The organism is Oceanotoga teriensis (assembly GCF_003148465.1).
GTDB classification, from domain to species: Bacteria; Thermotogota; Thermotogae; order Petrotogales; family Petrotogaceae; genus Oceanotoga; species Oceanotoga teriensis.
In genome coordinates, this window is the sequence record NZ_QGGI01000019.1 from 23,709 (window position 1) to 43,544 (window position 19,836).

A 19,836-nucleotide genomic window follows, 5' to 3' on the forward strand; every position below is an offset into this window, starting at 1 on the left:
AGCAGTTTTGTAATTTTTATTAATTACGGTCTACTTTGGAGGTCATATCATTAACAAACAGTTTTTATTGCTTTATCTCCCATTCAGCACTTTCTTTTTGAAGGGAAAGCATCTTACTGTACATGCCTTTTAACTCCAGAAGTTCATCATTTGTTCCTTGTTCCACTACTTTACCATTATTAATAACAACTATTTTATCCACATTTTCTATTGTCCTAAGTCTGTGAGCAATTATTAGAACTGTTTTTCCTTTTATAAGTTTTCCAATGGCATCTTGTATCAAAGTTTCATTTTCTGGATCTATAGATGCCGTTGCTTCATCCAAAAGGATTATAGGAGCATCTTTTAATAAGGCTCTCGCTATAGAAATTCTCTGTCTTTCACCACCAGACAATGTATATCCATTTTCTCCGATAACAGTTTCATAACCGTTTGAAAGTTTATTAATAAATTCATCACATCTTGCAAGTTTTGCAACTCTTTCTATTTCTTGTTTTGAAGCATTCATATTTCCAACTTTTATATTATTATATATGGTATCATTAAAAAGAACCACATCTTGAAATACTATTGAAAAATTCTTTAAAAGTTCTTCAGGATCTATTGTATTTATATCAACTCCACCTATTTTTATACTTCCTTCATTTATATCCCAAAATCTTGCTATAAGTTTACTTATAGTACTTTTTCCACATCCTGAAGGCCCTACTAAAGCTGTGACTTCACCTTGTTTTATTTCAAGATTTATTCCCTTTATAACACTTTCCTTTTCATAAGAAAAATATACATCTTCAAGATTTATATCATATGATGAAAGATTTACTGATTTTGAGCCTTTTTGAATTTCATAATTTTCTATTTCAAGCATTCTTTCAACACAACTTCTTGAATGTATAACCTCTGCAAGCATCATGAAAACACTTGATAATGGATCAAATATTCTCGAAGCAATCACCATGAATATCAAGAAAGTCATCAAATCTATTTGACCATTCATTATAAAATAAATTCCAGTAATTATAACAGTTACAAAACCAAGTCTTAAAATTGATTGAGCTGACATTATTATTGAACCGGTAGAAAATTCTACTTTTAAAGCTTTTTTTATAGAATCATCGAGTTTTCCCTTTAATTTATCATAATAAATATCTTCAAGATTCGATCCTTTTATAACTTTTATATTATCTAATATTTCTTGTATAGAATCATATATTTTTAATTTTGATTTAGAAACCATCTTATTATTTTTATGTTGAATATTTTTTGTAACCAAAATCATAATAACTGCGATAGGTACAAAAGCTAACAAAGCAACTGCCATTTTCCAATTAAAAAACATTAGAGATACACCTATTATTACTATACTTATCATTGCTGAAACCATTTCACCTGCTGTATGAGATAATACGTGTTCAAGCGTTGTAACATCTTCCATGAGTGTCATAGTTAAATCACTTATGTTTTTCTTTCCAAAATATGATAATGGTAATGTACGGATCTTTTCGGCAAGATTTATTCTTGTATTGGCACTCTCTTCATAAGCAGATATATAACTCAATCTATACTTTATTTTCTCAATTATATAAAGTAGAATAAATAGCAAAAGAGCTATACCAGAAAAGATCCAAAAATTCATAGATGATTTCTCAGTATCATTTATAAAAGGGGTTATAAATGAATTCAAAAGGTATATTAATAATCCTACTGGTAACATAAGACTTATATTATAAATAACACCTATAAAAATAGATTGTTTTAAATTTTTATATCCTTTGTCTGAAAGGGCAAAATAATTTTTAAGCATTATTAACCCCACCTTTAAACTTCCAATTTATGCTATTTGTAAATTCATTCCACATTCTCAAATATTTTCCCTCTTTTTGTAAAAGTTCTTCATGTTTTCCTGATTCTATTATTTCACCATCATCTACTAAATATATTTTATCTACATTTTTTATTGTTGATAATCTATGAGCAATCATTATAACTGTCTTTCCTTTTAATAATTCATCAAAAGATTGTTTAATTTTAAATTCATTTTCTGGATCTGTAAAGGCAGTAGCTTCATCAAGAATAATTATAGGAGCATTTTTCAGCAATGCTCTTGCTATAGCTATTCTTTGCATTTCTCCTCCAGAAAGATAAATCCCATCTCTGCCAATAACTGTATCAACACCATTTTCTAATTTTTCTATAATATCATTACATTGTGCTTTCTCAAGAGCTTTCATTATTTCTTGTTTAGATGCATCGAGTTTTCCATATCTAACATTTTCATAAATACTTTCTTTAAATAATCTGTTTTCTTGAAAAACAAAACTTATAATATCCATCAATTCATTCTTGGATATGTCTTTTACATCAACTCCACCTATTTTAATAGAACCTTTTTCAGGATCATAAAATCTTGTAATCAAATTAGCTATGGTAGTTTTACCTCCTCCAGAAGGTCCTACAAGTGCTATTACCTCTCCTTGTTGAATATTAAAAGATATATTTTTTAAAGCATATTTTTCATTTTTTGAATATTTAAAAGATACATCTTCAAAGCTTATACCATAATCTTTTGGCGAAATAGATTTTTTGGAATATTTCAAGTCATCATAATTAAGCATATTTTCTATTCTTCTTATAGATTCTTTAGTCACACTCGCATGATTTGCAATATATAATATCTTCAAAAGTGTTGTTGTTATAGCTGGCATAAAAACTATATAAAAAATAAAACTCAATATAAAAGCTTTATAATCTACTGTAAGATTATAAATTACTATTGCTGTTGGAATTATAAAGAAAAAAATACCATTTATCATAGTATTAAATAAAGAAAATGGAACTTCAAAATTTAAAGTATATTTGAGTACAAAATTTTTATAATTTATGATTGATTTATAAAAATTTTTAAAAGAATATACTGATTGATTAAAAACTTTAACTACAGAAATACCTCTCACATATTCAACACCTGAATTATTCATTTCTTCAAGAGCATTTTGATATAATCTATTAAACTCTTTAGTTTTTTTATCACCCATAGAAACAAATTGAAGAAAAAAACCTATTAATATAGGAATAAGACAGGCTATACCCAATCTATAATCAAAAGATAAGATCAAAATAAGTATGGCTATTGGAATAACAAAAGATTGTGAAAGATCTGGTAATAAATGTGCTATAAATGTTTCTGTATCAGCAGTATTCTTTTCTATTATTTTTCTTAATTTACCACTGGTATTGTTTAAATGAAATCCCATATTAAAACTTTGAATTTTTTCGATAGAACTAAGAATCATATTTTTTCTAACATTGAAAGCTGTCGTATGCGAAAGCATTAAAGCTGTAAAATATAATATAAAAGATAAAACAGTTATTCCAACTATACTCCAACCATAATTTAAAAGTAATGAGGAATTTAATTCTCCACCAAACTTAAAAAAATCTATAAGTTCAGACATTATAAAATAAATAAATACATATGGCATCATCATAAAAACACCTGAAATAGCCGAAAAAATCCAAGAAAGAATAAAATGTTTTTTATACTTTCCCGTATATTCATTTATTTTCCCTATTAAACTAAAATCTTTATTCAATTCATTCAATCCTCCTTAATTTGTTAAATCCCTTTTCTATAAAAACTTGGTGTAACACCATACTTTGATTTAAATGCTGCTGAAAATTTACTCGAATTTATATATCCAAGTTTAGAAGCTATAGAACTTATATTAAACTCAGAATTTCTCAAATAATATGCAGCTTTTGTCATCTTATATTCTTTTATATATGAATATACAGTTTGTCCATATATTTCTTTAAAAATATTTTGTATTTTATTTTCTTTAATATTAAATCTAAGAGAAAGTTCTTTTATTTTTATATGTTGCGAAAGATTTTCTGTCAAATAATCTTTTATAGATTTTATTTTTAATCTTTGTGTTTGAGGAATATAATCATTTTTCGAATAATGCAAAGTTTTTTTATTGGAAATAAAGAATAAAAGTTCTATTATCTTTAAACTAATAGATTCCATCATATTATTTTGTTTATACTTATAAATATCATCAAATATGCCTTCTACAAACTCATTTCCTCTTTCAACGAGAGTAAGATCTATTTTCTTTAAATATTTAATCAATTCAAATGTATCAATACCTAAAACTTTAAAAAAATTGTTTAAATCTTTTTCCATTCTTTTAGTGTCAAAATATACAGATATTCCTTCATATTTTCTTTCTGAAAAATATGGATTTAACACTTTATACTTCATATTATGGATCGCAAAGTCTCCAGGCCCCATAAATATGGAATAACCATTTTCAAGTTCACATTCGTATCTTCCTTTTCTACAATAATGTATGGCAAAAAAATCATCACTTCTTTTTATCTCACTTTTTATATATTCTTTATTACATAAATAATCGATAAAAAAAATTATTATTCCTGGCATCAACAAATATGGTTGTACTCTATAAATATATTCATCTTGATTCTCTTCATAAAACTTACAATAATAATCACCATCTTTTACTAAATTACTTTTATCTGTGAATATAAAATTCAAATCCATGAGATTACAAACATTTTTCTCCCTCATAATTTAGCCTCTCCTAAAAATAGTAGTTAATTAAACTTATTACTATTTTTATAGTATCACTCAAACTAGAGTTTTTCTACTCCAAAAAATAAAAAAAAATCCAAAACATAAAAAATAATTATTATTATCAAAAAATAACATAAGAGTTTAATTTAATTTTAATTAAACTAAAAAAACTACTCCTCACTACTCAAAACATAAAAAAACTTATAATATCCTTTTTTATTTAAAAATTGCCTCAACTTAAAGGTATAAAATAAATCTTATTCATGTTGAATAATAATAATTAATACTTTAAAATTTAATCAAGAGATATATATATTGGAGGTGTTTTAATGAGAAGAGCTTTAGTGGTATGTCGTACAGGGATGGGAAGTAGTATGATGTTAAAATTCAAACTCGAACAAGTAATATCTCAAAATGATTTACCTTTAGAAATAGAACATGATGTTTTAAGTGCTGTAAATAATTATGATGTAGATTTTGTAATTACAATGAATGATCTCGTTGAACAATTAGAATCAGATGGAGTAAAAGTAGTGGGCATAAACGATATTATGGACAAAGAAGAAATAAAATCAAAATTGATGAATTATTTAAAAAAATTAGAAGAATTATAAAGTTAGGGGGATTTTTATGGGATTATTGAAAGTTGTTGTTTTTGATGTATTAAGTTCAGCTCCTATTCTCGTAGGTCTTATGGCTTTAATGGGTTTACTAATTCAAAAAAAATCTGCCGTAAAAGTTATAACTGGAACTATAAAAACAATAGTTGGTTTTTAATATTTTCAAGTGGAGCAGCTCTCGGTGTAACTGCTTTAGATAGTTTTCAACAACTTTTTGCTAAAGGGTTTGGATTAACTGGAGTCTTACCTCTTGCTGAAGCTGTCACAGCACTTGCTCAAAATAAATTTGCAACTGTTGTTTCTCTTATCATGTTCATTGGATTTATTTGTAATTTACTTGTTGCGAGATTTACAAAGTTTAAATACATTTTTTTGACTGGTCAACATAATTTATATCTCGCAGCTCTTTTAACGGTTGTTTTAAAAGCACTCGGTCTTGGAAACACAATAACTATATTAATAGGCTCTATAATACTTGGTTTTGCTGCTGCAATATTTCCAGCAATTGCCCAACCATATATGAGAAAAATAACGAAAAATGATGAAATAGCTATGGGACATTATGTAACTCTTGCATATGCTTTATCTGGTTGGATTGGTTCAAAAGTTGGAAACCCAGAACAAAGTACAGAAAAATTAAAATTACCTGGTTGGTTATCAATATTTAAAGATTATGTAGTCTCTGTAAGTATATCAATAGGAGCTTTCTATTATATATCTGCAATTGCTGCTGGTAAAGAGGCAGTTGAAACTCTTTCAGGTGGAGTTAATTGGCTTGTATATCCAATTTTTCAAGCATTTACATTCACCGCTGCTTTATACATAATAATAACCGGAGTAAGAATGTTCTTGGGTGAAATAGTTCCAGCATTTGTTGGAATATCAGAAAAACTTATACCAAATGCAAAACCTGCATTAGACTGTCCAGTTGTTTTCCCATATGCACCTACAGCAACTGTAATAGGATTTATCTCGGCTTATATTGGTGGATTACTATGTATGGTTATATTTGCTGCAATGGGAGTAACTGTAATAATACCAGTTGCAATACCTTATTTTTTTATAGGAGCTACTGCTGGAGTATTTGGTAATGCCACTGGTGGATGGAAAGGTGCTATAGCAGGCGGATTTGTAACTGGAATATTAATAGCTGTTGGTCCTGCATTATTATATCCAATAATGGGTAAGATAGGACTTTCAGGTACAACATTCCCTGAAACAGATTTTGTTGCTGTTGGACTTGTTGTGTACTATTTAGGAAAATTATTCGTAAGATAAAAATTTAATCGGAGGTCATTTTTGTGAAGTCTAATACTATAAACATAGAAGAATTAAAGAACAAATCTAAATTATACAGAAAAACTATAATAGAGATGATTTATAAAGCAAAAGTTGGTCATCCAGGTGGCTCTTTATCTTGTATAGATATACTAAATGTACTATACAACACAAGAATTGATAGATCAGAAGAAAACAAAGATAGACTTATACTTTCTAAAGGCCATGTAACTCCTGCATTATTCAGTGTTTTTATGGATTTGGGATATATAGAAAAATCTGAAATAAATACATTCAGACAAATAAACTCAAGGCTTCAAGGCCATCCTGATAGAAATAAAATTAAAGAAATAGATGCCAATACGGGGTTATTAGGCCAAGGTCTTTCAATAGGAGTGGGAGCTGCACTTGCAAAGAAATTAAAAAATGATAATGATCATAATGTATATGTAATAATAGGTGATGGTGAAATGCATGAAGGTCAAATATGGGAAGCTCTTATGGAAGGAGCACATTATAAATTAAACAATTTAATAGTATTTCTTGACTATAATAAACTTTCATCTAAAGGAAATTGTAATGAAGTCATGAATCTTGAACCAATACATGATAGAATCAAAAGTTTTAATTGGCATATAGAAGAAATAAATGGAAATGATATCGAGGAAATCTTACAAGTACTTGAAAAAATAGATTCAATAACAGATAAACCTAAGTTTATAATTGCAAATACGATAAAAGGAAAAGGTGTAAGTTTCATGGAAAATAATCCTAAATGGCATAGTGGTGGATTAAACGATGAACAATATAAAAAAGCTATAGAAGAATTAAATTAAAGAGGTGTTTTTATGAATTATAAACTTGTTTCAACAAGAGATTATATAGGAAAAGTACTTATTGAAATGCAAAAAAAACATAAAAATTTAGTAGTAATAGATAGTGATTTAGCTTCATCTGTAAAATCGAATGAATTTGCTGAAGTTTATCCAAATAATTTTTTTGAAATGGGAATAGCTGAACAAAGTAGTATGAGTTCTGTATGTGGCTTTGCCATGGAAGGATTTATACCTATTTATGTGAATTTTTCAATTTTTGTAACTGGAACCGTTTGGACTCAATTAAGACAAGCATGCTATTCAAATTTTAATTTCAAAATAATTGGAAGTCATCCTGGAATGGATAATGGTCCTGATGGTGCAACTCATCATGCGCTTGAAGATATTGCCTTATCAAGAGTAATTCCTAATATGACAGTATTCACTCCATCAGATATGAATGAATTAAAAGCATGTGTAGAAGAAGCATTAAAGATAAACGGTCCTGTTTATATAAGAACTCCAAGAGATACAGTTCCAATATTACATGATGAAAATTGTTCTTTTCACACTGGTAAAGCTGAAATCTTAGAAGATGATGGAAATGATATAGCTATAATATTCGAAGGAAGTTCTTCCAAAGAAGCTTATGAAGGATTTTTATCTTTAAAAGAATTGGGTTATAAAAACAAATTAATAAATATAAGAAGTATAAAACCTATAGATTCAGAATTAATAAATAAACTTTCTTCAAGAGTAAAAGGAATAGTAACAGTAGAAAATCATAATGTAAGTGGAGGATTAAATGGAGTTATTTCAGAAGAAATCGTAAAGTCTAAAAACAATATCATTGTAAAATGTGTTGGTGTAAATAATACTTTTACAGAATCAGGAAAAACATCTGATGTAAAAAAGAAATATGGTCTTTCAAGTGAAAAAGTAGTGGAAAAGGCTTTAGAAATTATCAAAGGATTATGATGTCTGGAAAACATTATTTGGAGGCGGTATTTTTGAATGAAATAATTCCACTACAAAATATAAAAACAAATATAAATGCTGAAAATTGGGAACAAGCTGTAAGAATTTCAGGTGAACTTCTTTTAAAAAATAAAAGTATAAAAGAAAATTATATTTTAAAAATGATTGAAAATGTAAAAAAATATGGACCATATATAGTTATATCACCTGGAATTGCTTTGGCTCACGCCGAATCTTCTGATGATGTTCTCAAAAATGATATTTCTATGATCATATTAAAAAATGGTGTCAAATTTGGAAATAAAGCAAATGATCCTGTAAAAATAATAATATCATTCTCGGCTAAAGAAAGTAAATCTCATTTAAAAATTCTTTCAAAATTATCTGAAATAATGGATAATAAAGATTTTTACAAAAAGATAACTAATATAAATAAATCGGAAGAAATTTATACTTTCATAAACAAATAGGAGAATAAGAGGATTTATATCCTCTATTCTTCTTTCATCAAATTAAATGTGAGGTTTTTTATATGAATATAAAAACAAGAATTATAGATATAATGATTTTTCTTCATGATTTAAAAACACCTATAACAATAGCTGAAATATCAAAAAAATTTAATGTGAGTAAAAGAACTATAAGATATGATTTGGAAGAAATAAAAATTCTCTCAAAAAAATATGATTTTGCTCTAATATCTAAACAAGGTGTTGGTATTTATATAAAAAATAAAAATTCATTAAATAAATTCATTAAAAATTTTGATGATAAAAATCTATCTATAGAAAAAACAGATAGAGTGTTTTTAATACTATTCAAACTATTTCAAACTTTTGAACCAATAAAAATAAACGATCTTGAAGAAATTACTAAAGTAAGCAAATCAACTATATCCAATGATCTTGATGTAGTTGAATATTGGTTGAGGAATAAAAAAATAAATCTTATAAGAAAACAAAATTTTGGAATTTTAATCGATGGTGAAGAAAATGATATAAGACATGCTTTTACTTCTTTGATATATGAAACTGGAAAAACTGAAAAAATAATAAAACTTTTAAACAATTTAAATAAAGATTATATAAAAGAAAAATTTTTTAAAAATGATACTCTGAATTTTTTTAATGAATTAATAAATGGGATTGATATATTTGAAGTTGAATATATAATTAAAAAATACATAAAAAAATATAAATTTGATATATCATTCGATGATTATGCGAGTTTAATAATACATTTATGTTTTTCTATAAAAAGAATAAAGAATGGGAAAATAATAAAATATGAAAATTCTATGATAAATGATTTAATAACAAAAAAAGAACTTGAAATAATAAATAAAATTTCTGATGATTCTGAAAATTTTTTTGAAATATCTATACCTCAAGAAGAAAGATTTTTTTTAGCTTTTCATCTTTTAGGTGCAAAAAAAGATATAATTCCTTTAAATAAAGATGGAGTAAATGAAGATTTTTTATTTCTTGCAAAAGAAATGTGTAAAATTGTTGATGATTATTTTAAAATAAATTTAATACATGATAATGAATTAATAAAAGGACTCGCCATACATTTGATGGCCGCAGCAAATAGAATAAAGTTTAATTTACCACTTCATAATCCATTATTACCGGAAATAAAAAACAAATATTCAGAAATATATGAAGCTTCTATTATAGCCTCAAAGATTTTTATGGCTTATTTAAACAAAAATGTAGAAGAAAATGAAATTGGTTATATAGCTTTACATTTTGGTGCTTCAATAGAAAAAAATTACAAAAATGAAGGTAATTTTCTTAAAGTGATTTTAGTCTGTTCAAGTGGTATAGGAACAACAAATATATTAAAATCAAGGCTTTTAAATGAATTTAATAATATAAAAATAATAAATACTGTTCCAGTGAGAGAGATAAATAAATATTATAAACAAGATATTGACTTAATTTTATCTACATTTGATATACATGAAAATAATTTTCCAAATTTAAAAGTATCTCCTTTACTTTCAAATGAAGACATATCAAAAATTCGATCTATAATTATAAAACGAAAAAATATGTTAAATATAAGAAAGAAAAATATAAGTTTCAATGAAAAAATAAGTAAAAATGATCTTTTAAAAATACTAAAGAATAATATAGATGATGAAAATACTTATATTAAAATAAAAAATATAATAAAAGAAGAAAATTATAATAAAACTAATAATGATGAATTAACCCTTAAAAATCTTTTAAATATAAAATTAATAAAAAAAATAAATACCATAAAAGATTGGGAAGATGCCGTATTCAAATCTGGAGAATTGCTTTTAAAAGAAGAATTTATAGTAAAAGAATATATACAAAAATGTATAAAAATAATAAAAGAAAATGGTCCTTATTCTGTTATATCAAAACATGTGGCTTTAATACATGCTTCATCAAAAGATGGAGTGTTAAAACCTGGAATTTCTATGTTGATAATAAAAAACGGAGTCAAATTTAATTCAAAAAATGACCCCGTTAAAATTGTCTTTACTTTTTGTACAAAAGATAAAAATGAAGATTTAAAAGCTATAACAGATATTTTAAAACTTTTAAATGACAAAAATTTTATAAATCATATGATATCTTTTAAAAATACTAATGAAATATTAAAGTATATACAAAATTACGATTATACTAAAAATTAATCCTGATCATACACAGGAGATTTTTCAACAACTCTTCTCTCCCATTTTCCAAAGAAAAAGAATAAAAATCCCATTATAGTAGTTAAAAAGTTACTCAAAACCATAGCATACCAAACTCCTGTAGAACCAAGATCTGTAAAATTTTGGAATATTATTATCATAGGTATTCTGAATATCCAAAGTCTTCCCATAGAAATCATCATAGAATACAATGTATGACCAGATCCTTGAAATGTTCCATTTAAAAGATCATTCATACCTACAAGGAATAATGAAAGAGCCATTAATTTCATATACTCAGTACCTTCAATAACAGTTGGAAGATCTTGTTCTAAAGGTAAAAATATTTTTAAAGCATTTTCGGCATATATAAACAAAATAATACCCAAAGTCATAGATATAGTAAATGAATACAATGCAGCTGTTTTGAAAGCTTTTTTTACCCTATCTATTTGATCTGCACCTATATTTTGACCTATTATAGAAACTATAGCACCACCAATAGCCATTCCAGGCATAAAAACCATAGAATTTATTCTATTAGCTACACTGTATGCAGCAAGAGTAGTATTTCCATAAGTAACTATAAAACTGTTCAATATTATAAAACCAAGAGATTCCATAGAAGTCCCTATAGTTGAGGGTAATCCTATTTTAAATATTTTAATAACCTTATCCATTCTCAATTTTAAATTACATTTTTTTATATATATACCATCTTTTTTTCTAAATAGAAGAGGATAAATTAAAATCAAAAATACTCCTTGAGAAATTACAGAAGCTATAGCCGCACCGATTATACCCATTCTAAAATTGATTATAAAAAGTGGATCAAGAATCATATTTAAAACAACACCCAAAGAACTTATTATCATAGGCGTAAGAGTATTTCCTTCTGATGTTTTAACAGAATTAAAAACCATATAAGTATAAGATACAGGTGTACTCAAAAACATTATCCTCAAATAAGTCAATGATTTATCATATAATTCTCCAGTTGCACCCATCCATCTCAAGACATATGGTGAAACAATTATACCTATAATAGTCATAACAATAGAAAAAACTATAGTGAGAGAAAATATCTGTCCAGCTATTAATCGAGCATTATCTTTATCTCTTAGTCCATTGTATTGAGACATCAATGAAGTTCCAGCTGAAGATATTCCTATACCTATAGTTATAACAAAAAATAAAACCGGCCAAACAAATGAAGCGGCCGCCACCTCCAATGAACCAATCTTGCCTACCCAATAAGTGTCTGTCAAATTGTAAAGGGTTTGACTCAAATTTGATAATAGTAATGGAATTGCCATTTTTAAAAGGGCTTTTTTTATATCCCCATGAAGTATCATATCTCTTTTCTTTTCATAATCCATGATAATACACCATCCATATTTTGTTAGCATTCCATACTATTATATCTCATAATATTCAATTTTTTTCATAATATTTTTATAAATCTAATATTTTCAAAGTGTTTTTTATCTCCTTTTTAATATCTTCACTCTCCCACTCATTTCTATAGTTTAAACATCTACATATATAATTTTTCTCACCATCTTTAAATTCTCTTCTATAATGAACATGTCCCATTATAATATACTTTATATTATTATTATCCTCGATTATTGGCAATAGTTTATCTGTACCAAGAAAACCGTTAAAATACTTCCATAAATCATTATATTCTACTTTAAATGCAGGATGCGTTATCATATGAGTTACAAGTATTATTTTTTTATTTTTATATTTACTTATTTGTTCTTTTAATTTTTCTATAAATTCTATGTTTTTAATTTTATCAAGTTTTCCCCATTTAATATACTGACTATCTTTCCATGTTCTTCCCATATACATTTTCATTTCAAGTTGTTCATCAGAAAAACTATTATCTGCAAAAGAATAATCATACCATAAAACATCCCCTATAACTACATATTCTTCATTTAGTTCATAAGGATTATCACAAAGATTTCCTTCAAAGGTTTTTAATTTTTCATATATATTATATGTTTCAAGTTCTTTATTTTTTATATTCCAAAGATCATGATTACCAGGTACAAAAAGAACTTTCGATTTTGATAATTCTTCTATTTTTCTCAAAACTTCGATCGTTGTATTATAATTCTCAGAAATATCTCCAGCTATTATGAGAACTTCTACCTCTTTTTCTTTTAAATAATCGCTTAATATTTCTTCTATTTTTTCATCTTCTTTATTACTGATATCAACATGAATATCTGAAATTATTCCAATTTTCATAAATTACCTCCCAAAAAGATGACATTTTACTGTATGATTTTTTTCCAAATTTATTTCATCAGGATCATTTTTTTTACAAATATCCATAGCATAGGGACATCTCGAATAAAAATCACATCCTATATCACTATTATACTTCGGAATATCTCCTTTTATAATTATTCTATTATTCTTTCTATTTATTTTTGGAACTGAAGATATTAAAACTTTTGTATAAGGATGAGCAGGCATTTTCATTATATTTTCTACATCCCCTGTCTCAATTATCTTTCCCATATACATAACCGATATTCTATCGCTCAAATAACTGACTACATTCAAATCATGAGAAATAAATAAATAAGTCAAGTTATAATTACTTTGTAAATCTTTTAAAAGATTCAATATTTGTGCTTGTATTGAAACATCCAATGAAGAAACTGGTTCATCTGCAACTATTAACTTTGGATTCAATATTAAAGCACTCAATATACTTATTCTCTGTCTTTGTCCACCAGATAATTCATGAGGATATCTTTTAAGATGTTCTTTACCAAGTCCAACATCTTCCAATCTATCATTTAAATATTCATTAGAAGTTTTATCATATATTCCATGTATTTTTAAAGGTTCTTCAAGTATCCATTTTATAGTCTTTTTGGGATTTATTGATCCTGATGAATCTTGAAAAATCATTTGAACTTCTTTTCTATAATTTTTTAATCTTTTATTTTTTATATCATTTATTCTTTCATTTTTATATAAGATATCTCCTGAATCTTCTTTTAAAAGTCTTGTTATTATATTTCCAGTAGTTGTTTTACCGCAACCGGATTCTCCAACAAGTCCATAAACTTCTCCAGTTTTTATTTTTAAATCTACACCCTTTAAAACATTTATTTTTTTATTTTTTTTAAATAAAGAATTATTTCTATTAATAAAACTTTTCTTCAATCCCTTTATTTCAACTATACTATCCATTATTTATCACCTTATGACATTTCACATAATGTTCTTCATTAATCTTAAATTCTTTTGGGTTTTCAATTTTACAAATATCCATAACAAAATCACATCTATCCTTGAATGGACAACCCTCAATCTTTGAGTTTATATCAGGAACTTTTCCTTTTATATTATAAAGTTTCTTACCCCTTAAATCATCAGAAGGCAAACATTTTAAAAGTCCCTCAGTATAGGGATGTTTAGGATTATTTATTATTTCTTTTTTGCTTCCCTTTTCTATTATTTCCCCAAAATACATAACAACTACAGAATCACATATCTCATCTATAACGCCTATATCATGAGATACAAATAAAATAGAAGATTCCCTACTTTTATTTATATTTTTTAATAAATCTATTATTTGAGCTTGTATTGTAACATCTAATGCTGTTGTAGGTTCATCAGCTATTATTAAATCAGGTTGATTAGCAATTGCAATTGCTATGATAACTCTTTGTCTTTGTCCACCGGATAATTCATGAGGATATTTATTATAAGAACTTTCAACATCTGGTATTCCCGTACTTTTTAATAGATTTAATGTTTCTTCTTTTAAAGTCTTTTTATCTATAATTCTATGTTGAACTATATTTTCTTCTATTTGTTTTCCTATTTTCATAAGAGGATTCAAAGATACCATTGGTTCTTGAAAGATCATAGAAATTTTTTCACCCATCATTTTTATTCTTTCTTTATTTTTTAAAGATAATAAGTTTTTATTATCAAATATCAACTTACCAGAAGTTATTACAGCATTATCAGGTAAAAGTCCTATTATAGAAAGAGAGGTTATGCTCTTACCACATCCCGATTCACCAACAATTCCAAGTATTTCACCTTTTTTTATTTTAAAACTTATATTTTTAACAGCCGAACTCAAATAATTTTTATTTTTAAATCCTATTGAAATATTCTCTAAACTCAATAATTCCATAAAATCACTTCTTCCTTTTGTCTTGAAGATCTCTCAATCCATCTCCGAGAAAATTAAACCCTAAAACAGTTAAAGATATCATCAATCCTGGAGCAATAGCATACCATGGAGATATAGTTATAAATATTTGTGATTCATTAAGCATCCTACCCCAACTTGGATATGGCGGTTGAACTCCAAGTCCAAGATAACTCAAACCAGCTTCGGAAAGTATAGCACTGGAAAAACCTAATGATCCTGCAACAAGTATTGGAGAAAGTATATTTGGAAGTATATGAAAAAATATTATTCTTAAACTACCTGCACCTTTTATTTTTGCATTCTTCACATATTCAAAATTTTTATGTTGAATAACACCACTTCTTGTTATACGAGCAAAACTTGGTATAGACATAATCCCTATCGCAATTATGGTATTTTTTATTCCCACTCCAAAAATCGATACAAACATCAAAGCGAATAATATACCAGGAAAAGCAAGCATCGCATCCATAAATCTCATAATTATTTCATCAAATATCCCACCTAAATATCCAGATAACGCTCCTATAAAAACTCCAAATACGAGACCTATTGCAACAGATACAAATCCAACAAATAAAGCTGTTTGTGTACCAACCATTATTCTACTCAATATATCTCTACCAAAATTATCAGTTCCAAGTATATTTTCAAATGATGGTGAAGAAAATCTTTTAGTCACATTCATTTGAGTTATATCATGCGGAGTATAAAAAAAACTCAAAACACCTATTAAAACTATAAAAGAAATTATAATTATTCCTATCATTAAATTTATATTCTTCATCTAATCACCTATTTTGTTTTTACTCTTGGATCTATCAACACATAGAGTATATCTATCATAAAATTTATAAAAACGACTATAAAAGCTAAATACAATACAAGTCCTTGTACTAAAGGAATATCTCTTGTTGAAATTGCATTTATCAAAAGTCTTCCTATTCCAGGTAAAGAAAAAACTTGTTCTATAATTATGCTTCCACCAAGTATATTACCTATTATCATTCCCAAAATGGTTATAACAGGAATGAGGGCATTTCTTAAATTATGCTTCAGTAAAACTTTATTAGCCTGTATTCCTTTAGAATATGCTGTTAAAGTATAAGGTTTGTTCATTTCTTCAATAATAGTATTTTTTGTATATCTTGTTATAACAGCTATCGAAGGTATAGATATAGCTAATGAAGGTAAAAAAAGAGCTTTAAAAGCTTCAAAAGGATTTTGTGACCATGGAACATATCCTCCCGTTGAAAATATTCTAAAAATGAGACCAAACAAAAAAATAAGTATTATACCAATCCAAAAAGAAGGTATTGACATTAAAAACTGAGTTATAAAAGATATAAAAGTTCCAATAAATTTATTATTATTCTTTGCACTTATTATTCCAAGAGGTACACCTATTAAAATTATTATTATTATAGACATAAAAGCCATTGAAAAAGTTACTGGTACTCTATCTTTTATCATCTGTAGAACAGGTTTTTCATACCTTATAGATTTTCCAAGATCTCCTTTAAAAAGAGATTCCAGCCAGTTTATATATCTGACTGGAAATGGGGAATCAAGATCCAATTCACTCTTTAAAGCTTGAATTTGTGCCTCATCGGCATCCATGCCTAACTTTGAAAGTATGGGGTCGCCAGGTATAATTTCAAAAACAGAAAAAGTTATAAGGGTTATGAATAATATGGTTATAATCATAGATAATATTTTTTTAAAAAACATTTAAATACCTCATTTTTCGTAATATAATTTTGAAATATCTTGAACATACAGTGGATACATAGTATATCCTTTTATTTCTTTATAAGTCACTACTGTAAGTTGAGGATCCATTATATAAACAGCTGCTGCATCTTCTGTTAAAATTATCTGTGCTTGCTTATAAAGTGCTGCTCTTATATCTTCATTTGTTTCAGATATAGCTTTATTTATTATTTCATCATATTCTAAGTTCTCATAATTATAAAAATTTTTTGGATAATCACTTAAATATCTTCTCAATATATCATATGGGCTTAACTTACCTGTAAGACCTATTATCGTCATATCATAATTTCTTTTTGAATAAACTTCATCCAACCATACACCCCATTCAACCTGTTTTATTTCTACATTAACTCCAATTTTTTTAAGTTGTTCTGCTATAACTTGAGCTGTATCTACATGAAATTTATAATTTGATGGAACTGTTATTGTAGTAGTAAATCCATCAGAGTATCCTGCATCTTTTAAAAGTTGTTTAGCCTTATTTAAATCAGTTTTATAATAATCTTCGAGTCCTTCTTCATAATATTCTTTCATTATAGGAGACATATTAGAACCTAGTTTAGTTCCATTACCATTTGCAACCAATTGAATTATTTCATCCTTATCAATGGCATAATTTATAGCTTGTCTCACTCTTTTATCATCAAAAGGTTTGACTTTATTATTCATAGTCATTAGTTGTACCATATTCTGTTCACCTTTTATTACATTATATCTATCTTTTAACATTTCAGCTTGAATATCATTTATCCTTGGATACATTCTTATATCTCCAGAAAGAAAACTCAATAAAGATGTTTGTTCATCAGGAATTATTTTAAAAACAACATTATCTATATGAGCTTTTTCTCCCCAATAATCCGCAAATTTTTTTAATACAAGTTTTTGACCTGGTACATATTCTACAAAAGAATATGGTCCTGTACCTATTGGATTATCATTCAATAAATTAACCTTCTTAGGTACAATTGCAGCTACAAATTTAACTAAAAAATCAGAATTTCTTGTATTTAATCTGACTTTAATAGTTTGAGAATCTGGTGAATCTATGCTTTCAACATACTTTTGAAAATCAGAAGATAAAGCAGAATCTTTATCATTACCTTTAAGTCTGTTTAAAGAATATAAAACATCTTCTACTGTTACTATTTCACCATTATGAAACTTAATATTTTTTCTCAATTTAAAAGTATATTCTAATCCATCATCGCTTACAGTATAAGATTCAGCAACAGCCGGTATAACTTTACCATCCGGGCTTGGTTTTAAAAGGCCTTCAAAAACATTAAACATCATTTCATATGTTCCCGAAGCTGCAGCTTTATGTGGGTCAAGAAAATCTGGATCTTGTGGAACTCTTATAACTATATTCGATGAAAAAGAAAAAATCATTATACTCAAAACCGATATAAATAAAAATACTTTTTTCATATCATAATCCACTCCTTTTTATTTTCAATTCATAAAAATTATATTTCTTGATTATTTTTCTTTTTTTTAGAAATATTAAATTATATAAAAAAAATAGACTTATCAAACGATAAGTCTATTTTTATTATCTTTAGTCCAATAATTTATCTCCAAAATACTTTATACCAAATGCCCCTATTGGTGCTGTAAATATTATAGATAAAACTGCAACTGCGAGAATAAGCTCCCCATTTTCAACACCCATGCTCAAAGGAACAGCCCCTATAGCTGCCTGAACAGTAGCTTTAGGAATATATCCTATAATAGAAAAAATTTTCTCTTTTCCATTCAAATCAGATCCCATTAAAGATATAAAAACACCTAAGCTTCTAAACAAAAGACCTATAGTTATCAAAGCAAGGCCTTTGAGACCTGAATTTAAAGCAACTGTCGTATTAACTTGTGCACCAACTAAAACAAATAATATTATTTCAGCAAAAACCCATATTTTTTCAAATTTCTTTGCTATTCTATTTGCTGCATCTGGCTTTTTTTCAAGTAATATAAAACCTATAGTCATAACACCTAGAAGACTTGCAATCTGTATATAAGATTTTAAAACATCTTCGAGCGTTGTCAAAAATATAGATATGGCTATTATATATAAAACTTTTCTTGTATCTCGTATATGAAATTTCTTAAAAATACGAACAAATATAAAACCTACAACAGCCCCTATTGCAACTCCCAAAATAATTGAAATTGGAATTTCAATTATTTTTACAGGTATATTTACATTCTTTCCACCATAAAGTCCCAAAAAAGTTGAAAACATTGTAATAGCTACAACATCATCAATAGAAGCACCTGCAAGTATCATAGTTGGAATAGCTTTCTTTTCACCTTTTCCCTTTTCAATTAATTCAAGCATAGATGGCACTACCACCGCTGGAGAAACTGCCGCTATTATGAATCCAAGCATTCCGCCTTCTATAAAAGAAAGGCCAAATATCTTCATAGAAAAAAAGGCAATAGCAAATCCTTCAATAAGATCTGGAATAAATGCAAGTTTTGCAGATTCTTTTCCAACTTTTTTAAGCGTACTTCTCGATATTCCAAGTCCCGCTCTTAAAAGTATTATTATAAGAGCTATTTTTCTTAAATCTGTAGAAATATTCATCATCTCAGGGCTTATCCAGTCAAGCATATATGGTCCTATTAAAACTCCAAGTATAAGCATTCCAAGTATGCCAGGAAGTTTAATTTTTTCAAATAACCATTTAAAAATCAATCCCAAAATTATTACAGTAGCTATACTAAGTGCCATAAACTTTCCTCCCTCTATAAAATACGCTTAAGTGAATATTTCATGATAATTCATAGAAATTAAAAAAAACAAAAAAATATAAAAGATAATAAATAATGAAAGAAATTTTATTTATTAAAAAATTAATAAACATAAAATATGGTAGTAGTTA

The 19,836-nt window shown here is 26.7% G+C and carries 16 protein-coding genes and 1 pseudogene; 6 read left to right on the forward strand and 11 right to left on the reverse strand.

Going from position 1 to position 19,836, the window contains the following annotated elements; all coding sequences use genetic code 11:
* Positions 1-64: 64 nt before the first annotated feature.
* The 3 genes from C7380_RS11180 to C7380_RS11190 are packed head-to-tail and all read right to left on the reverse strand — an operon-like array spanning position 65 to position 4,594.
* Entirely contained in the window at positions 65-1,804 is a 1,740-nt protein-coding gene (locus C7380_RS11180) for an ABC transporter ATP-binding protein (RefSeq protein ID WP_109605945.1), read from the reverse strand.
* Positions 1,797-3,602 (reverse strand): ABC transporter ATP-binding protein, encoded by a 1,806-nt coding sequence (locus C7380_RS11185; protein WP_146192168.1) that lies wholly within the window; start codon positions 3,600-3,602, stop codon positions 1,797-1,799. The genes C7380_RS11180 and C7380_RS11185 overlap by 8 nt, the downstream gene beginning before the upstream one ends.
* Positions 3,603-3,616: 14 nt before the next feature.
* Positions 3,617-4,594 carry a helix-turn-helix domain-containing protein gene (locus C7380_RS11190; protein WP_109605949.1) on the reverse strand — a complete coding sequence of 326 codons (978 nt, stop codon included), beginning with the start codon at positions 4,592-4,594 and terminating at the stop codon, positions 3,617-3,619.
* Positions 4,595-4,929: 335 nt separating this feature from the next.
* Between C7380_RS11190 and C7380_RS11195 the strand changes: the two genes are divergently transcribed.
* From C7380_RS11195 to C7380_RS11220, 6 genes and pseudogenes are all read left to right on the forward strand, one after another.
* Complete coding sequence (locus C7380_RS11195) at positions 4,930-5,214, forward strand: PTS sugar transporter subunit IIB (protein WP_109605951.1); 285 nt, start codon at positions 4,930-4,932, stop codon at positions 5,212-5,214.
* Positions 5,215-5,230: 16 nt separating this feature from the next.
* Positions 5,231-6,498 (forward strand): annotated as a pseudogene (gene ulaA / locus C7380_RS11200) (PTS ascorbate transporter subunit IIC).
* A gap of 38 nt (positions 6,499-6,536) precedes the next feature.
* Positions 6,537-7,334: a transketolase gene (locus C7380_RS11205; RefSeq protein ID WP_109605975.1), complete on the forward strand. Its 798-nt coding sequence runs from the start codon at positions 6,537-6,539 to the stop codon at positions 7,332-7,334.
* A 12-nt stretch (positions 7,335-7,346) separates the two neighbouring features.
* On the forward strand, positions 7,347-8,291 hold the full coding sequence (locus C7380_RS11210) for a transketolase family protein (RefSeq protein WP_109605953.1): 945 nt from the start codon (positions 7,347-7,349) through the stop codon (positions 8,289-8,291).
* 32 nt (positions 8,292-8,323) lie between these two features.
* Positions 8,324-8,761: a PTS sugar transporter subunit IIA gene (locus C7380_RS11215; protein WP_158274890.1), complete on the forward strand. Its 438-nt coding sequence runs from the start codon at positions 8,324-8,326 to the stop codon at positions 8,759-8,761.
* Between the two features lie 62 nt (positions 8,762-8,823).
* Positions 8,824-10,965 (forward strand): BglG family transcription antiterminator, encoded by a 2,142-nt coding sequence (locus tag C7380_RS11220; protein ID WP_109605957.1) that lies wholly within the window; start codon positions 8,824-8,826, stop codon positions 10,963-10,965.
* Here the strand turns inward: C7380_RS11220 and C7380_RS11225 are convergent.
* The 8 genes from C7380_RS11225 to C7380_RS11260 all read right to left on the reverse strand — a co-directional run bounded on the left by C7380_RS11225 (position 10,962) and on the right by C7380_RS11260 (position 19,685).
* Positions 10,962-12,344: an MATE family efflux transporter gene (locus tag C7380_RS11225; protein ID WP_158274891.1), complete on the reverse strand. Its 1,383-nt coding sequence runs from the start codon at positions 12,342-12,344 to the stop codon at positions 10,962-10,964. The two genes, C7380_RS11220 and C7380_RS11225, sit on opposite strands and share 4 nt — an antisense overlap.
* 76 nt (positions 12,345-12,420) lie before the next feature.
* Positions 12,421-13,230: a metallophosphoesterase gene (locus tag C7380_RS11230; protein ID WP_109605961.1), complete on the reverse strand. Its 810-nt coding sequence runs from the start codon at positions 13,228-13,230 to the stop codon at positions 12,421-12,423.
* A gap of 3 nt (positions 13,231-13,233) precedes the next feature.
* Positions 13,234-14,190 carry an ABC transporter ATP-binding protein gene (locus tag C7380_RS11235; protein ID WP_206050593.1) on the reverse strand — a complete coding sequence of 319 codons (957 nt, stop codon included), beginning with the start codon at positions 14,188-14,190 and terminating at the stop codon, positions 13,234-13,236.
* Positions 14,183-15,151, reverse strand: coding sequence for an ABC transporter ATP-binding protein (locus tag C7380_RS11240; protein ID WP_109605965.1), 969 nt, complete (start codon positions 15,149-15,151; stop codon positions 14,183-14,185). The genes C7380_RS11235 and C7380_RS11240 overlap by 8 nt, the downstream gene beginning before the upstream one ends.
* Before the next feature lie 4 nt (positions 15,152-15,155).
* On the reverse strand, positions 15,156-15,959 hold the full coding sequence (locus C7380_RS11245) for an ABC transporter permease (protein ID WP_109605967.1): 804 nt from the start codon (positions 15,957-15,959) through the stop codon (positions 15,156-15,158).
* 8 nt (positions 15,960-15,967) lie between these two features.
* Complete coding sequence (locus C7380_RS11250) at positions 15,968-16,903, reverse strand: ABC transporter permease (RefSeq protein WP_206050594.1); 936 nt, start codon at positions 16,901-16,903, stop codon at positions 15,968-15,970.
* A 9-nt stretch (positions 16,904-16,912) separates the two neighbouring features.
* Complete coding sequence (locus tag C7380_RS11255) at positions 16,913-18,379, reverse strand: ABC transporter substrate-binding protein (protein WP_109605969.1); 1,467 nt, start codon at positions 18,377-18,379, stop codon at positions 16,913-16,915.
* Positions 18,380-18,509: 130 nt separating this feature from the next.
* Positions 18,510-19,685, reverse strand: a complete 1,176-nt coding sequence (locus C7380_RS11260) for a cation:proton antiporter (protein WP_109605971.1) — start codon at positions 19,683-19,685, stop codon at positions 18,510-18,512.
* Between the last annotated feature and the right edge of the window lie 151 nt (positions 19,686-19,836).

What these genes read in the sequence shown, in the direction of transcription:
- C7380_RS11245 (WP_109605967.1), bottom strand. Translation starts at nt 15,959, where the DNA reads ATGAAGAATATAAATTTAATGATAGGAATAATTATAATTTCTTTTATA.
- C7380_RS11250 (WP_206050594.1), bottom strand. Translation starts at nt 16,903, where the DNA reads ATGTTTTTTAAAAAAATATTATCTATGATTATAACCATATTATTCATA.
- C7380_RS11240 (WP_109605965.1), bottom strand. Translation starts at nt 15,151, where the DNA reads ATGGAATTATTGAGTTTAGAGAATATTTCAATAGGATTTAAAAATAAA.
- C7380_RS11225 (WP_158274891.1), bottom strand. Translation starts at nt 12,344, where the DNA reads ATGGATTATGAAAAGAAAAGAGATATGATACTTCATGGGGATATAAAA.
- C7380_RS11255 (WP_109605969.1), bottom strand. Translation starts at nt 18,379, where the DNA reads ATGAAAAAAGTATTTTTATTTATATCGGTTTTGAGTATAATGATTTTT.
- C7380_RS11210 (WP_109605953.1), top strand. Translation starts at nt 7,347, where the DNA reads ATGAATTATAAACTTGTTTCAACAAGAGATTATATAGGAAAAGTACTT.
- C7380_RS11230 (WP_109605961.1), bottom strand. Translation starts at nt 13,230, where the DNA reads ATGAAAATTGGAATAATTTCAGATATTCATGTTGATATCAGTAATAAA.
- C7380_RS11260 (WP_109605971.1), bottom strand. Translation starts at nt 19,685, where the DNA reads ATGGCACTTAGTATAGCTACTGTAATAATTTTGGGATTGATTTTTAAA.
- C7380_RS11195 (WP_109605951.1), top strand. Translation starts at nt 4,930, where the DNA reads ATGAGAAGAGCTTTAGTGGTATGTCGTACAGGGATGGGAAGTAGTATG.
- C7380_RS11180 (WP_109605945.1), bottom strand. Translation starts at nt 1,804, where the DNA reads ATGCTTAAAAATTATTTTGCCCTTTCAGACAAAGGATATAAAAATTTA.
- C7380_RS11220 (WP_109605957.1), top strand. Translation starts at nt 8,824, where the DNA reads ATGAATATAAAAACAAGAATTATAGATATAATGATTTTTCTTCATGAT.
- C7380_RS11190 (WP_109605949.1), bottom strand. Translation starts at nt 4,594, where the DNA reads ATGAGGGAGAAAAATGTTTGTAATCTCATGGATTTGAATTTTATATTC.
- C7380_RS11235 (WP_206050593.1), bottom strand. Translation starts at nt 14,190, where the DNA reads ATGGATAGTATAGTTGAAATAAAGGGATTGAAGAAAAGTTTTATTAAT.